Origin of the sequence: Streptomyces odontomachicola (assembly GCF_039605595.1) — a bacterium.
Classification (GTDB): Bacteria; Actinomycetota; Actinomycetes; order Streptomycetales; family Streptomycetaceae; genus Streptomyces.
This window is the reverse complement of the sequence record NZ_JBCFOK010000010.1, coordinates 91286-105844: the sequence shown is the minus strand read 5'-3', so window position 1 is coordinate 105844 and position 14559 is coordinate 91286. Positions and strand designations below refer to the sequence as shown.

The following is a 14559-nucleotide window of genomic DNA, read 5'->3' as shown; positions in this document are numbered from 1 at the left end:
CGCCGGGCCGGCCGCACCGTGGGCCGGCCCGGCGGGGCCATGAAAGCCGGAGAATCCGGAGAAGCCGGAACGGACCGCTCCCGCGGACGACCGGGGGACGGCTCCCCTCCGCGGGGGCTCCCCTCCACGGGGAGCGAGGTGAGGAGCGAACGACGGTGACCGCGGGGAAGACGAGCGGGGACGCACCCGGACGGGACGACGACGGCCTGCGGGACGGACACCCGCGAGATGACGGGCCCGACGGACCACGAGCCGAGGGGGCACGCGCCGACGAGCTGCGCGCCGACGGCCTGCGCGTCGAGGGCCTGCGCGTCGAGGGCCTGCGCTGCCGCGTGGGCGAGCGGCTGCTGCTGGACGGCGTGGACCTCGCCGTCGGCCCGGGAGAGTCCGCCGCCGTCACAGGCCCCAGCGGTTCCGGCAAGTCCACGCTGCTGCTGTGCATCCTCGGCCTGACCAGCCCGGAGAGCGGCACCGTCACCGCCGGCGGCCACGAACTGACCGGGCTGTCGGCGCGGAGGCTGGCGAGGGTGCGCCGCGAGAGCATCGGTACGGTCTTCCAGTTCGGGGAGCTGCTGCCCGAGCTCACGCCGCTGGAGAACGTGGCCCTGCCCGCCCTCCTCTCCGGCGGCCCGCACGAGGACGCGTACCGCCGCGCCGCCGAGCTGCTGGACGAGCTGGAGGTGCCGCGCGAGGGCACGCCGACCGGGCTGCTGTCCGGCGGGGAGCGCCAACGCGCCGCCGTGGCCCGCGCTTTGATCACCGGGCCGCGCGTGCTGCTCGCCGACGAGCCCACCGGAGCGCTCGACGCGCGGACCCGCGAGGCCGTCGCCGACCTGCTCTTCACCGTCTCCGAACGGCGCGGCTGCGCCCTGCTGGTGGTCACCCACGACCCGTCGGTCGCCGCGCGCGCCGGACGCGTCCTGCGCCTCGAAGGGGGCCGGCTGACCCCGGATCCGGCGGAGCGCCACGCGCGCCGGAACCCCACGCTGGACGGGGCCACCGCGTGAGCACCGCGGCCGAACAGGCGCCGCCCGCCTCGGCCCCCGTATCCGCTCCCCCTCCCGCATCCCCGCCGTCAGAGCGTCGCGGCGGGCGTCTGACCTGGCACTTGCTGCGCATCGGCTTGGCCGCGGGGCGCGGCACTCCCGGCGACCGGCTGCGGCGGTGGGCGCTGTGCGCCGCCGCGGCCGCCGTCGCGCTGGTCGCGCTGGCGGCGGTGGCCGCTGTCGCCACGTACGAGGGGCGCGCCGACCGCGCCGCCGCGCGCGGACCGCTGCTCGGCGACCAGCCGCGGGGCGCCGTCGCGCTGTGGCGGGAGAGCTTCGACGCGGTGGGCGAGGTGCCGCACACCGTGGTGTACCTCCAGCCGCTCGCGCCGGACGCCGCGCCGCCGCCGGGCCTGACGCGCTGGCCGGCGCCGGGCGAGGCGGTGCTCTCGCCCGAACTCGTGCGCAGGGGCGGCCAGGAGCAGATCACCGGCCGGTACGGGAGGTTCGCGGGCACGATCGGCGAGGAGGGCCTGGTCTCCCCCTCCGAGCGCCTGGTGTACGCACGTCCCGCGCACGCTCCCGGCGCGGCCGAGCGCCGCGAGGCCTGGTCGTACGTACGCGGCTTCGGCCACCCCTATCCGATGGGCGAGATCCTGTACGCGCGCCCGCTGCCCCAAGTGCTGCTCGGGCTCGGCGCGTTGGCGGGCGTCCCCGCGCTGGCGCTGCTCGTCGTCGCCGCGCGCGTCGGCTCGCGCACCCGCGACCGGCGCAGCGCCCTCCTGGACGCGCTGGGCGGAACGCGGCGGCACCGCGCGCTGGTCAACGTGGGCGAGGCGGCGCTGCCCGCCGCTCTCGGAACGGCGCTCGCGGCCCTGCCCTGGTGCGCCGTCTCCCTCCTCGACCTGCGGCTTCCGCCGACGGGCTATGTGCTCAACGGCGCCGATCTGCGCGCCGCCTGGCCCCTCGCGGCGGGAGCTCTGGCCGCCTCCTTCGCCGTGACGCCGGCGGCCGTCGTGCTCCTGCACCGGACAGCACGGCGGCAGCGGGGCGGGGAAACGCACGGAGCCGGTTCGCCCCTCGCGCGCATCCCCCGCTGGCGGCCGGTCGGCTGCGCGGCGGGCGTCGCGGTCGTGGCGTTCAGCCAGTACCTGCGCGGCACTCCGGGGCTCCTCGCCTTCGTGCTCGGCACCGTCGTGATGTGGGCGCTGCTCCCCTCCGTCGCCGCCCTCGCGGCCCGTCGGACGGGCGCGGCGATCGCGGCGCGCGGCCTGCGTTCCGGGCGTCCCGGCCCGCTGATCGGCGGCCGGTGGACGGTGGCGCACCCCGGCGTGGTGGTACGGCTGGCGACCGCGGCGGTCATCGCGCTCGGCCTGATCAGCCAGCTCCAGGTGTGGAACAGCCGGCTCGGCGAACAGGCGGCGGCGGCCCGCGCGACCCGGGCCGTGGCCGGCGACACCGTGCTCGACGTCCGCAGCCGCGAGTTCACCCCGGGGAAGATCACCGCGCTCTCCCGCTCCCTCCCCGCGCACTCCCGCGTCCTCGCCCTGAACACCAATTCCGACCAGGGCACGGCCCTGCTCCAGGGGTCCTGCGCCACCCTGCGTTCGCTGAGCCTGGGGTGCCCGACGACGCCCCGCGCCGTCCAGGACCGCGGCCGCGACGCGCGCGTGCGGGAGATCCGCCGCTGGTACGGCCCCGAGCTGCGGGTCCAGGCCGTCGGCGCCCCGCTGCGGCTGGACAGGCTGCGCGGCTCGCTCCTGGTACTCGCGCCGCCGGGCAACGGGCCGCGGGTGGAGCGCGCCGCATACGCGGTCGCGCCGGGGGTCAACGTCGAGACCCTGGGCGAGACGTGGCTGACCGGCGCCGTGGACAAGGAGCGGCTCAACAACTGGCTGCTGCTCTTCGGCTCGTCCGGGCTCGCCCTCCTGCTGCTGGCCGGGAGCATCGGCGCGGCGGCCGAATTCGTGCGGATGCGGCGGGCACTGGCGCCGCTCGCGGTGCTGACGGGCAGCCGCGAGGTGTTCCGCTCGGTCGCCCTGTGGCATCTGACCGTGCCCCTGCTGATCGCGTCGGCCGTCGCGGCGGTCGTCACCGCCTGGCACTCCGTCTTCTTCGTCTCCGTGGTGCAGCAGGGCGGCTTCTCCTCGGGCGTGCTGGCCGCGGCGCTGTGCGGCTGCGCCGTGGCTGCCGTCGCGGTCGGCGTGCTGGGCGGCAGGTCGGCGGCCCGCGCCGCGAGGGAGTGGCGGCCGACGGCCGACTGATCCGGGCCGCAGCGGGCCCCGTCCACGTGGGCGCGCGGGCGGTGTGCAGGATCACAACACCCGCGCCCGCGCCTTCCGTGGCGCCCCTGACTCCGCCTCCGGGGCCAACGGGGGCCGCGCGTACGGGGATTGGGAGGGTCGTACGGGGCGGCCGCGCGCCCGGTGTGTGTGCCCGGCGCACCGCGCCGCCGCCGTCCCGCGATGCGGAACCCGCATCACCTCAGGGCTAAGGTTTCTCCGAGGGGGACGGACGACCGCCACGCACATGGGAGGAATGCGGCAGATGGACGGGAAGAAGACCGCGGGGGCGCACGGGGATGCGGTCGCCTCCATCGTGGAGGACTGGCGGCGCGAGCGGCCCGACCTGGACACCGCCCCGCTGGAGGTCTTCGCGCGGCTGCACCGCAGCTTCATCCGCTACCAGTCGCAGATCTCCAAGCCCCTGGAGCAGTACGGGGTTTCGATGGCCGGATTCGACGTGCTCACCGCGCTCCGCCGGGCCGGCTCCCCGTACCGCCGCACCGCCGGTGAACTGGCCGACTCAGGGCTGATCAGCTCGGCCGGCGTGACGCTGCGCATCGACCGGCTGGAGAAGGACGGGCTGATCGTGCGCGAACGCGGGCCCGAGGACCGCCGGGTGGTGTACTCGCGGCTCAGCGAGGAGGGCCTGGAGCGCATCGACGAGCTCTTCACCGAGCACCTGGAGAACGAGCGCGGCATGCTCTCCGGCCTCACCCCCGCCGAGTGCACCCAACTGGCCCATCTGCTGGGCAAATTGGAGCGCTCCCTGGAGGCGTCGGAGGAGAGCGCGGAGGCCGGGGAGAACGCGGAAGCCACCGGGGTCGCGGGGAGCGCGGAATCCGCGGAGGCCCTGGAGGCCGGGAAGCCCGGAAAGGGGCGGGCCGCCTCGTAGCGCGCCCGCATCCCCGCTCCCCATCAGGGCTCGTCGACCTCCAGTCCCGCCGAGCGGCCCGCGGCGGCCAGCACCTCGCGGAGCATCGCCGGGGTGAGGCGGCCGGTGAAGGTGTTGCGCTGCGTCACGTGATAGCAGCCGAACAGGTCGAGCTCCCCCACCCCGCCGCCGCTCGGCGCGAGGGTGTGCCGGGCGCCGTGCGCGAAGGCCGGGCGGGGGCGGGGGATCTCCCAGCCGGCGTCGCCGAGCACCGGCAGCGTGGCCTGCCAGCCGAAGGCGCCGAGCACCAGGACCGAGCGCACCGTGGGCCGCAGCAGCCGCAGTTCGTTCACCAGCCAGGGGCGGCAGGTGTCACGCTCAGCCGGTGTCGGACGGTTGGCCGGCGGGGCGCAGTGCACCGGCGCCGTGATCCGCACCCCGCGCAGCGCGAGCCCGTCGTCCGCGCTGACGGAGGTGGGCTGATTCGCCAGGCCCACCGCGTGCAGCGCCTCGAACAGCACGTCGCCCGAGCGGTCGCCGGTGAACATCCGCCCCGTGCGGTTGCCCCCGTGCGCGGCGGGCGCCAGGCCCACCACCAGCAGCCGCGCGTCGGACGGGCCGAAGCCGGGGACCGGGCGCGCCCAGTAGTCCCAGTCGGCGAAGGCGCGCCGCCGGGTGCGGCCCACCTCCTCGCGCCAGGCGACCAGCCGCGGACAGGCCCGGCAGGAGCAGAGCGCCCGGTCGAGCACCGGCAGGGTGCCCGCGCGCGGCGCCGCCTCGGCGGGCAGATCCTCGGGGTCCTCGGCGGGCAGGTCCATGAGCGCCCCGCATCCGGTGTAGGCGATCGGCGTACGTACGACGGCCCGGGCGGCGAACGACTGCAACCGCGGCCACAGGCTCAGCCTCGGCCACAGCCGCTGCCGCTCCGCGCGGAGCCGCCGCACCGCCAGGATGCCGCAGGTCCGCGACGCGGGCGCGCCTCATCCCCGTACCCCGGCCCGGGCCCGTGCCGCCCGGCCGTCAGGGCGCCGCGGTCTCGCCGCCCTGCTCGTCCCCCGGTTTCTCGCCGGGGAGCCTGTGGCCCTCGCGTCTCAGGCGTACGGCGATGTCGGGCATGGTGCGTCCCTCCTCGCGGAGCTCATACATGCGGCGCGTGCAGGCCAGCCCTGGCGGTTCCTCATCCATGCCCGCAGCGTAGGTGCCGCCACTGACAACGGGGCACGGCCCCGGCTTCCGACCCCCGCGCGGGGGACCCGGGCAGGGCCCGCAAGGGGATGGGAGGCGCCGGCCGTGGAACCCGTACCGAGGCGCCGGAAACGCGCCGCCGGAGGGCCCGGCGGCACCGGTACGGCGGAGGGAGCCCCTCATGGACTGCTACGACTGCCTGGCCGATCGGCGTACCGCGACCGCGGTGTGCGTCTGCGCCCAGTGCGGCGCGGGCCTCTGCGCCGACCACGTACGTGCCGGCACGCGGGAGGTGCACGGGACCGCCAGTCCCGGCAGGGTGACGCACGGACTCGCGGCGCGCAGGCTCCTGTGCGGAACCTGCCACAGCGCCGAGGCCGGCCCGTCCTGAAGACCGGTCCCTCCTGAGGGCCGGGCCCGGGAGCCGGGCCCTCCTGGGATACGCGGCCGCTTCACACGTCCTGACCGCGGACTACGGGGCCGCGCTACGGGGTCAGGGCGCTCAGCGCCACGAGCGTGCTGTCGGCCGCGGCCTCCAGCTCGGGGCCCAGGTGCAGGCGCACCTCGCCCCCGCTGCGCCGCACCCGCGCGGCGGCGGTCACCAGCAGTGCGGCTCCCGCGAGGTCGATGCGGGTCACCGAACGCAGGTCCAAGTGCACCCGGCGGCGGGGATAGTGATCGGGCAACTGCCACAGGTCCCGTTCCAGGGACGGACGTGTGGAGGCATTGATGGAGCCCTCCAGTCGCAGCCCCGCGGGGCGCGAGGTCCAACGCACCCGTAAATCGGACGGGGACGGATCGGACGAAGGCATTCTGGTCGCTCCAGGGTCTGGGGAGCTCGGCGCGTGCTTACCGTACGTCCGGCTCCTGCCCGCACCCCGCCCTCCCAAGCCCGGATGGCGCAGCTTTCTCCGCCCGCACCGCCGCGTACGCGCGGGGCGGCTAACCTTGTCGGTCCGGACGATTCGGTCCGGGCGCCGGCCCGCGGCATGCGGGTTCCGCTGCCGGCCGCCCGGCTTGTTGGGAGTTTGTACGGCGGCCGTGGTCAGCGACGAAATGGTGTCCGTGCTGCGCACGCTGCACGGCGCGGGCCGTGCGGGTCTGGACGACGCGACGGCGGCGGAGTGCGCGCGCGTCCTGGGCGCCGACGGGCTGGCCGTCTCCCTCCAGGGTTCGCCTCCCGAGCTGGTGTGGTCCACCCCCGGGCAGGCCAGGGCGCTGGAGGACGCGCAGTTCACCCTCGGCGAGGGGCCCATCTGCACGGCGCTGCGGGACCACACGACGGTGTTCGAACCCGACCTCGCCCGCGCGCCCGGTGCGAGCTGGCCCGCCTTCCTGCCCGCTGCGGCCGAGTTGGGGATCGCCGCGGTCTTCGTCTTCCCGCTGCACATCGGTGCCGTTTCACTGGGCGGCATGACCGTGCACAGGGCGCTGCCCGGACCGCTGGGCGAGCGGGCGATGCGGGACGCGGCGGCGCTGGCCGACGCGCTGACCCTGATACTCGCCGCGTGGGCGGCCGGCGGCCCCGAGGCAGCGGCACCCCAGGGGAACGGCCGCGCGACCGGCCACTGGCACGGGCCCGGCGGCGGGCACGCGCCCGGGAACGGCGACGGGCTCACGAACGGCGGAACCGCCCGGCACGCCGCGGTGCCCGAACCGGGCCCGGGGGTACGGGAGTTCGAGGAGGCGGCCCTGCACCGCGCCGAGGTGCACCAGGCCACCGGGATGATCAGCGTGCAGCTCCGGGTGCCGCTGGCCGAGGCGCTGACACGGCTGCGGGCGTACGCGTACCGGACGGGAAGCCCGGTCACCGCGGTCGCCGAGGACGTGGTCGCGAGGAGGATCAGGTTCGATGCGGAGAGCGGAAGCGTGGGGTGGGAGAATGGCAGTCATGACAGGTGAGGAGCGCTCCGATGACGCGTGACGAGCGTCTTGCGGCGACGTTCGCCGAGATGACGGACGCGCTCGTCGACGACTTCGACATCATCGACTTCCTCCAGCGGCTCGCCGGGCACTGCGTGGAGCTGCTGGACGCGGGGTCGGCCGCGCTGATGCTGGCCGACCCGTGGGAGACGCTGTGGACGGTGGCCGCCTCGGACGCCCGCGCGCAGCGGCTGGGTTCGGCGGCGCGGCAGCTCTCCGAGGGCCCCTGCGTGGCGAGTTACCGCAGCGGGGCCCGGGCCGCTGACGAGGATCTGGCGCTGGGCGACGCACGCTGGCCCGCGTTCGCGCGGCAGGCCGCCGAGCTGGGCGTGCGCGGCGGCGTGGCGCTGCCGCTCCGGCTGCGCGGGCAGGCCATCGGCGCGCTGGGCCTGTTCAGGAGCGCGCCGGGGCCGTTCGCCGCCGAGGAGCTGCAACTCGCGCAGGCGCTCGCCGACTCCGCGACGGTGGGGCTCCTCCAGCAGCGCGCCCCTGACGGGGCCGAGGCGATCGTCGCCCAGCTCCGCGCGACCTTCGGCAGCTGGGTCGTGGTGGAGCAGGCCAAGGGCATGCTGGCCGAGCTGTGGAACGTGACGCCCGAGGAGGCGCTGACCGCGCTCCGGGAGCGCGCCCGCACCCGGGGCACCCTCCTCACCGACCTCGCCAACGGCGTCCTGCACGGCAGGATCGCCCCTGAGCACCTCCGCGCGCCGCGCACGGACGCCTGACCGGCCCCGACGCTCCCGCCGGGGCCGGAGCCCGCGCATCCGTACGAGGCGTCCCGCACGCGATCACCGCGTACGCGATCGCTTCATACGCAATCACCCCGTACGCAGCCGTCCCGCACGTGATCACGCCGTAAGCGGCCCCGTACGCGATCGCCCCGCTCTGCGCCGATGGTGCCGCTCTCTTCCCCCGCACGGGCGCGGGAGGGCGCCTTCGCGGGTGCGGGGACTTACCCTCCGAACGAGGCTGCCCCCGCTCCCGACCGGCCGTCGTGCCGCTGCCGCCCGGGCGGCCCCGCCCCCGTCGCCGTACCGTCCGCACCGCCGCGCGCGCCGCCCCGTGGAAGGATCAGCCGCCATGCTCAGAGCCCGCCCCGACGTCCTCCAGAACCTGCTCGACGAGTACGAGGCGCTGACCCTGCTGCGCGAGCAGAGCGGCGGGCCCGGGCTGCGCCGGGAGCTGGACGATCTCGCGTACACGCTGTGCGTGCTCACCGGTACGCGGCAGGTGGAGGCCGCGCTGGCCGAGGCGCGCGAACAACTGGCCGCCGCGCAGCCGCAGTCCGCGCCCCCTCCCCCGCCCGAGCCCCTGGCCGACCTGCGCTGAGCGGGGCTGAGCTGCGAGGATGCGCCGGGCCGCGGGGCGCGTCGCGTCCGGTGCTAGCCTCGCTCCCGGCCACGACCGGCCGCGCCCGCCAACAGCGCGGCGACGGCCGCACGTTGTAGTCCCGCCCCTCTCCCCGTACGACGCCTGGAAGCATGCAGCAGCAGAACTCGCCTCTCCGCCCCACCGTGTCCGCCGGCGCCGTCATCACCGACGAGTTCGGCGGCGTACTCCTCGTGAAGCCGACCTACAAGGCGGGCTGGAACCTCCCCGGCGGCCATGTCGACGAGGGCGAGTCGCCGCGCGAGGCGTGCGCGCGGGAGATCCGCGAGGAGACCGGTCTGAAGCTGGAGGCGGGGACGCTGCTGGCGCACGCGTTCGTCTCGGGACCCGGCGGGAAGGGCGGCCACGTCTTCTACGTCTTCGCCGCCGGCGAGGTCACCCCCGCACAGCAGCGCTCCATCCGCCTCCAGGAGTCCGAACTGTCCGCCCACCGCTTCACGGCCCCCGAGGACATCACGGACGACGACTTCCCGCCCCTGGTCAGGCCCCTGTGGCGGGCGGCGGCCGCGACCCTAGCGGGCGCACCGCCCGCCTACCTGGAGCTCCGCTCCGACGAGCCCGGCCGCCCACGCCCCTGAGCCGGACCGGCTACACCGTCTCGGCCACCGCCCAGGCCAGCGAGCCCGCGGCCGCGCCCAGCGCGGTCGCGAGGCCCGAACGGCGGAACCCACGCAGGCAGTTGGATGCGCGGGCTAGTTCAGGAACGGCGGGTTGAAGGCGCAGGGGAGCTTGTGGGGGTGGGCGGGGTCGAGGGCGTTGAGCGTGATCTGGGACATGCGCCTGCTGGCGACCAGGGAGACGTGGTCGCTGAGGTCGGACGGGCAGCCCTTGTTCACGCGGAGGTTGACGGCGTTGGGGACCCGCAGGGTGCCGCTGCTGTTGGGGACGACGACCTCCTCCACAGCGCCCTGCACGTTGGTGTAGCGCACGCCGGGGACCGCGGCCGTGCCGCCGGAGTTGAGGTCGCGGGTGAAGGCGGAGTCGGGGGAGAACTCCTTGCACGCCTTGCAGCCCTTCTCCAGTACGTCGTCCAGGCCCGGCGGCAGACTGTTGGCCAGCTTGGTCAGCCCGTACAGCTCCGTACCCCGGTAGTTGGGCGAGATCCCCACGAGGGTGTCGGCCTTGCGCGCGCCGCCGAGCTTCTTGAGGTAGTACGCCGCGACCGTGCTGCCCTCGGAGTGGCCGACCAGCTTCACCTTGCGCGCGCCGGTCTGCCGCAGCACCTTGTCGACCAGGTCGGAGACCTTCCGCGCGCTGCCGCGCATGGACTCCAGGCCGCCGACGGGCAGCGTGCCGTGGTTGCCGTAGGTGAGGGAGTAGACGCAGTAGCCGTTGTTGGCCAGGAGCGGAGCCATGGTGGACCAGTTGAGCCGCTGGTTGCCGCCGAGGCCGTGGAGCAGGACGACGGGTTCGGGGTGCGCGGCAGTGGGTTTGCAGGTCCAGTCGTTGGCGCCGGGCGGCGCGGCGGAGGGGTTCAAGCCGGCGGCGGGGTCCGCGAAGAAGCCGCCCACCAGGGAGTACGGGACGGGGTACGGGGCACGGGTGTCGGCGGCGCGCGTGCCTGCGGCCCGTGTGCCGGAAGCCGGTGTGCCGGAAGCCCGCGCATCGGAGGCCGAGGCCGTCGTGCTGCCCGCGAGCGCTGACGCGGAGGTCAGCAGCAGGGCGAGCGCGGCTCTGGCGGTCGTGGCGCCGGGGGTGGTACGCACCATGGAACTCTCCTCATCGGGAGCCGCGCACCCGGGGAACGCGGCGGTGGCAAGGGCCGCATCAGTCTGCGGGGCTCCATGGCGCCGGACACTTGTCTGCGCCGTAAGCGTCATCCCGATGAGTTTGTGACCGAGCACAGAACCAAGCACGGGACCGAGCACAGCAAGGAAGGGTGCACCGCATGCAACGGGACAGGGACCCGGGCCCGGACGGGAGCCCCGCGCCCTTCACCGTCAACGGCGTACCGGTGCACGAGCGCCTGCTGCACCGCATGCCGCAGCTCCACCGCGCCGTCATCGACACGATCCTGGAGCAGGTCCCGTACTACCGGGAGCTGCCGCACGAGGAGCTGGACGGCGACATCCGCCGCGTGGCGCGCGAGTCCCTGCGCACCGTGGCCACCCTGGTGCACGAGCAACGGCGCCCCGTACCGGGCGAGTTGGCGTGGTTCGCGGAGTCCGCCGCGCGCCGGGCCGAGGAGGGCGTGCCGCTCGACATGGTGCTGGACGCCTACCACGCCGGGCTGCACGAGGGGTGGCGGCTGGCCACCGCCGACGCGCGCCCCGGGGACGCGGCCGATCTGCGCGCGGTCACCGATCTGGTGCTCGGCTTCCTGCGGGAGCTGGTGCGCACGGTGTCGGCGGCGTACAACGCGGAGCTGCGCGCGATGTTCAGCGAGGAGCAGGGCGTTCAGCACACGCTGCTGTCCGCGCTGCTCGGCGGCGAGCCGGCGGGGACTGCCGCGGAGCGCGCCGGGGTGCCGCTGCCCGAGGGCTATCTGGTCTTCGCGCTGTCCATCGGCGCGCACGAGGACGAGCGGGACGAGGGGGTGCGGGCCGCGGTCGCCGCGCGGCGCAAGCTGCGCCGGATGCACGCGGAGCTGGGGCGGTTCGCCGGCGGACGGGTGCTGGCGAGGCTGGGCGCGGCCGAGGGCACGGTGCTGGTGCCCGGAGCGGAGGGCGTCGAGCGGCGGCGGGCCGAACTGGACGCGCTGGTCGGCGGGTTGGCTAAGGTGGCGGGCGCGGAGATCACGGCGGGTGTGTGCCATGCCGCGCCGGACGGGGTGGCGGAGGCGGCCGTACGGGCCCGGGAGATCGTGGAGGTGGTACGCCTCACCGGCCGGCCCGCCGGTCTGTACGGGCTCCCCGACGTCCTGCTCGACTACCAGCTCAGCCGGAGCACGGCGGCCACCCCCGAACTCGCCGCGCTGCTCGCCCCGCTGGAGCCGAAACCGGAGCTGCTGCGGACCCTGCGGGTGCACCTCGCGAACGGGCTGAGCCGCCGGGACACCGCAGCGGCCCTGCACCTCCACCCCAACACGGTGGACTACCGGCTGCGCCGGGTGGCCGCGCTGACCGGCCTGGACACCGGGACGCCCGGCCATCTGCCGCTGATCACGGCGGCGTTGACGGCGCAGCGCGCGGCCGGGGCGGCGGCGCCGCGCGCGGAGGCGCCTCGCGCGGAGGCGTCCGGGCCGGCGGACGGGCGGGCCGCACCGGAGGGGGGCTGAGGAGGCAGGCCCCCTCCGGTGCGGGGTATCAGCGCGCGCCGGGGCGGGTCACCACTCGGACGCGGCCACCTCCACGTTCTCCAGGACGCCGAGCGCGTCGGGCACCAGGACGGCCGCGGAGAAGTACGTGCTGACCAGGTACGAGGCGACGGCCTGCTCGCTGGTGCCCATGTAGCGCACGTTCAGGCCGGGTTCGACCTCCTCGGGGAGGCCGGTCTGGCGCAGCCCGATCACGCCCTGCTCCTCGGCGCCCGTGCGCAGGGCGAGGATCGAGGAGGTCTGCTGGTCGGTGATCGGGATCTTGCCGCTGGGCAGCAGGGGTACGCCGCGCCAGGCGAGCACCTCGGAGCCCTCCAGCTCGGTGCTGCCGAAGTAGATGCCCCGCCTGTTGCACTCCCTGCCGAAGGCGGCGATGGCGCGGGGGTGCGCGAACAGGTAGCGGGTGTTGCGCCGCATGCTCAGCAGTTCGTCGAGGTCGTCCGGGGTGGGAGGGCCGGTGCGGGCGGGGATGCGCTGCTTGAGGTCGGCGTTGTGCAGCAGCCCGAAGTCCGGGTTGTTGACCAGCTCCTTCTCCTGGCGCTCCTTCAACGCCTCGATGGTGAGGCGGAGTTGCTGCTCGTACTGGTTCATCGGGTCGTTGTAGAGGTCCGACACGCGGGTGTGCACGCGCAGCACGGTCTGCGCCACGCCGAGGCCGTACTCGCGCGGGCCCGGGTCGTAGTCGGCGAAGGTCGTGGGCAGCCGCGGCTCCCCGGCGTGGCCCGAGGCGAGGGAGATGTCGGCCTCGCCGCTGGTGTTCTGCAGCGGGATGCGGGCCGAGGCGAAGGCGCGCAGGTGGTCGCGGAGTTCGGGGGAACGCTCGGCGATCTCCTGTACGGCCTGGCGCGGCAGGGCGAGGACCGTGCAGTGGGTGGTGGCGCGCGCGGTGACGTCCCATTCGCCGTGCGGTCCCGTCAGCAGTCCCGCGCCGAGGTGGTCGCCGTCGGTGATCACGCCGAGCCTGTGCGGTTCCTCGTACTTGCCCGGTGCGGTCTTCTCCGCGCGGCCGTGCGCGAGCACCACGATCTCGTCGGCCGGGGCGCCGGCCTCCACCACGGCCTCGCCCGGCGCGGCGGCCCGCTGCACGAAGCGGTCGGCCAGCGCGGCGAGCACCTCCTCGTCGGGGAAGCCGCGCAGCGGGGGCAGTTCGCGGAGCTGTGCGGGGATCACCTGCACCTGGCTGCCCGTGGTCACGAACTCCAGGCGGCCCGTGCCGATGGTGTGGGTGAGCCGCCGGTTCACCCGGTAGGTGCCGCCGGACGCCTCGACCCAGGGCAGCGCGCGCAGCAGCCGCCGCGAGGAGATGCCCTGCATCTGCGGGACGGTCTTGGTGGTGGTGGTCAGATTCCGCGCGGCATCGGTACTCAGACTCTGCGGAGGCGGTGTCTCCTCCGCCGAGGACGCCGGATCAAGGGAAGTGGTCATGACGAAATGCCCCCAAGAGGTAGATCCCTTTCAGGCTTCCCCCCTGACCCGCCCCCAGGCGAACTTTCATCCCAACGAGCGAGGCGCAAACCGCCCGCCTCGGGTTTCGCCGAACTGACCTTGGGTTTCCGGGAGTTCAGCATCCCCGGCGTGAATGCCGAAGTGCCCCGCCGGGGGCGCGGGCTTCGCGCTCCGGCGGGGCACCTGAGTACCTGAAGGTGTCGGGCTACTCCGTGCCGAGGGCCGCGGCCTGTTTCTCGGCCTCGGCGCGGTAGAGGCGGCGGAGGCGTACCACTCCCAGGTCGTGCTGGTAGAGGTTTTCGGACTGGTCGGCGTCGTGGGGCATGGCCTCCAGCATGGTGCGGTCCTGTTCGAGGACCTGCCAGTGGCGCTCCTCGATGAGGGTGCGGTACAGGAAGCGCCAGCTCTCGCGCTGCCAGCCCTGCACGCGGCGGTAGCGCCAGAAGAAGACGCCGCTGCGTTCGGCGTCGATGGGGCAGACCATGCCGACGATGCCGAAGGGACCGCCGGGTCCCGCGGACGGCGGGTACGGGATGGAGAGGTCCACCCAGTCGACGCCCGTGCGGCACAGCTCGACCCAGTCGAAGTTCACCCCGCGCTGGTCGGTCTTCTCGAAGAAGTAGCCGCGCTCGGTCTCCCTGATGCGGAACTTGGCGGTGGTGTCGCCGTCGTACATCGTGTGCGAGTCGTGGTGCAGGAACGCGCCGTGCATGGGGTCGAGCAGGTTCTCCATGCCGTAGCGCCAGGGCACGTCCCACTCCGCGTAGCACAGGAAGGCGTCGACGTCCGGGTCGGTCAGCGGCTCGGGGAGCGTCAACTCGCAGGGCTCCGGGTGCTGCGCGTCACCGAAGTACGCCAGGATCGCGCCGCCCACCTCGCGCACCGGCGGGCTGGTCACGAGCTGCTTGCCCTCCAGGTTGCAGCCGGGGAGCCCGGGTACGGAAGTGACGGTGCCGCTCCCGTCGACCTCCACGCCGTGGTACCAGCACGCGATCCGGTCGCCCAGGTGCTTGCCCAGGGAGAGCCGCGCGCCGCGGTGCGGGCACCGGTCGGCCAGCATGTGCGGGGTGCCGTCCGCGCGGCGGAACAGCAGCCAGTTCTCGCCCAGCGCGGTGACCCTGCGCATCCCGCCGGGCTCCACGAAGCGGGAGGGCACGACGGGGTGCCACTGGTTGCGCAGCCCGGTCGCGTAGATGTGGTCGGCGGTCATCGATGGTG

At 74.9% G+C, this 14559-nt stretch carries 15 protein-coding genes; 9 read left to right on the top strand and 6 right to left on the bottom strand.

Features of this window, described 5'->3' with window-relative positions; translation table 11 throughout:
* Nucleotides 1-305 precede the first annotated feature (305 nt).
* The 3 genes from ABEE00_RS19675 (at nt 306) to ABEE00_RS19665 (ending at nt 4163) form a co-directional block, all read left to right on the top strand.
* Entirely contained in the window at nt 306-1007 is a 702-nt protein-coding gene (locus ABEE00_RS19675) for an ABC transporter ATP-binding protein (RefSeq protein WP_451918627.1), read from the top strand.
* Nucleotides 1004-3250, top strand: coding sequence for a permease (locus ABEE00_RS19670; protein WP_345746873.1), 2247 nt, complete (start codon nt 1004-1006; stop codon nt 3248-3250). The genes ABEE00_RS19675 and ABEE00_RS19670 overlap by 4 nt, the downstream gene beginning before the upstream one ends.
* Nucleotides 3251-3533: 283 nt before the next feature.
* Nucleotides 3534-4163, top strand: a complete 630-nt coding sequence (locus tag ABEE00_RS19665; RefSeq protein ID WP_345746872.1) for a MarR family winged helix-turn-helix transcriptional regulator — start codon at nt 3534-3536, stop codon at nt 4161-4163.
* Between the two features lie 23 nt (nt 4164-4186).
* On the opposite strand, the gene ABEE00_RS19660 is transcribed toward ABEE00_RS19665, so the two are convergent.
* Complete coding sequence (locus ABEE00_RS19660; RefSeq protein ID WP_345747058.1) at nt 4187-4960, bottom strand: uracil-DNA glycosylase; 774 nt, start codon at nt 4958-4960, stop codon at nt 4187-4189.
* A 202-nt stretch (nt 4961-5162) separates the two neighbouring features.
* On the bottom strand, nt 5163-5327 hold the full coding sequence (locus ABEE00_RS19655; RefSeq protein WP_345746871.1) for a hypothetical protein: 165 nt from the start codon (nt 5325-5327) through the stop codon (nt 5163-5165).
* A gap of 181 nt (nt 5328-5508) precedes the next feature.
* Here ABEE00_RS19655 and ABEE00_RS19650 point away from each other — a divergent pair, with 181 nt between their 5' ends.
* Nucleotides 5509-5718: a DUF2180 family protein gene (locus tag ABEE00_RS19650; RefSeq protein WP_345746870.1), complete on the top strand. Its 210-nt coding sequence runs from the start codon at nt 5509-5511 to the stop codon at nt 5716-5718.
* Between the two features lie 94 nt (nt 5719-5812).
* On the opposite strand, the gene ABEE00_RS19645 is transcribed toward ABEE00_RS19650, so the two are convergent.
* Nucleotides 5813-6103 carry an STAS domain-containing protein gene (locus tag ABEE00_RS19645; RefSeq protein ID WP_345746869.1) on the bottom strand — a complete coding sequence of 97 codons (291 nt, stop codon included), beginning with the start codon at nt 6101-6103 and terminating at the stop codon, nt 5813-5815.
* Between the two features lie 265 nt (nt 6104-6368).
* Between ABEE00_RS19645 and ABEE00_RS19640 the strand changes: the two genes are divergently transcribed.
* The 4 genes from ABEE00_RS19640 to ABEE00_RS19625 all read left to right on the top strand — a co-directional run bounded on the left by ABEE00_RS19640 (nt 6369) and on the right by ABEE00_RS19625 (nt 9217).
* On the top strand, nt 6369-7229 hold the full coding sequence (locus ABEE00_RS19640) for an ANTAR domain-containing protein (RefSeq protein WP_345746868.1): 861 nt from the start codon (nt 6369-6371) through the stop codon (nt 7227-7229).
* 11 nt (nt 7230-7240) lie between these two features.
* Nucleotides 7241-7975, top strand: a complete 735-nt coding sequence (locus ABEE00_RS19635; protein ID WP_345746867.1) for a GAF and ANTAR domain-containing protein — start codon at nt 7241-7243, stop codon at nt 7973-7975.
* 355 nt (nt 7976-8330) lie between these two features.
* Nucleotides 8331-8579: a DUF5133 domain-containing protein gene (locus tag ABEE00_RS19630; RefSeq protein ID WP_345746866.1), complete on the top strand. Its 249-nt coding sequence runs from the start codon at nt 8331-8333 to the stop codon at nt 8577-8579.
* Nucleotides 8580-8731: 152 nt separating this feature from the next.
* Complete coding sequence (locus tag ABEE00_RS19625) at nt 8732-9217, top strand: NUDIX hydrolase (protein WP_345746865.1); 486 nt, start codon at nt 8732-8734, stop codon at nt 9215-9217.
* 114 nt (nt 9218-9331) lie between these two features.
* Here ABEE00_RS19625 and ABEE00_RS19620 read toward each other — a convergent pair whose 3' ends face one another.
* Nucleotides 9332-10348: an esterase/lipase family protein gene (locus ABEE00_RS19620; RefSeq protein ID WP_345746864.1), complete on the bottom strand. Its 1017-nt coding sequence runs from the start codon at nt 10346-10348 to the stop codon at nt 9332-9334.
* 179 nt (nt 10349-10527) lie between these two features.
* Between ABEE00_RS19620 and ABEE00_RS19615 the strand changes: the two genes are divergently transcribed.
* The gene (locus ABEE00_RS19615) at nt 10528-11856 is read left to right on the top strand and encodes a PucR family transcriptional regulator (protein WP_345746863.1); all 1329 of its coding nucleotides are present in this window, start codon (nt 10528-10530) and stop codon (nt 11854-11856) included.
* A gap of 48 nt (nt 11857-11904) precedes the next feature.
* Here ABEE00_RS19615 and ABEE00_RS19610 read toward each other — a convergent pair whose 3' ends face one another.
* The gene (locus ABEE00_RS19610) at nt 11905-13320 is read right to left on the bottom strand and encodes a family 2B encapsulin nanocompartment shell protein (protein ID WP_345746862.1); all 1416 of its coding nucleotides are present in this window, start codon (nt 13318-13320) and stop codon (nt 11905-11907) included.
* A gap of 226 nt (nt 13321-13546) precedes the next feature.
* Nucleotides 13547-14551 carry an aromatic ring-hydroxylating dioxygenase subunit alpha gene (locus ABEE00_RS19605; protein ID WP_345747057.1) on the bottom strand — a complete coding sequence of 335 codons (1005 nt, stop codon included), beginning with the start codon at nt 14549-14551 and terminating at the stop codon, nt 13547-13549.
* Nucleotides 14552-14559: the final 8 nt, after the last annotated feature.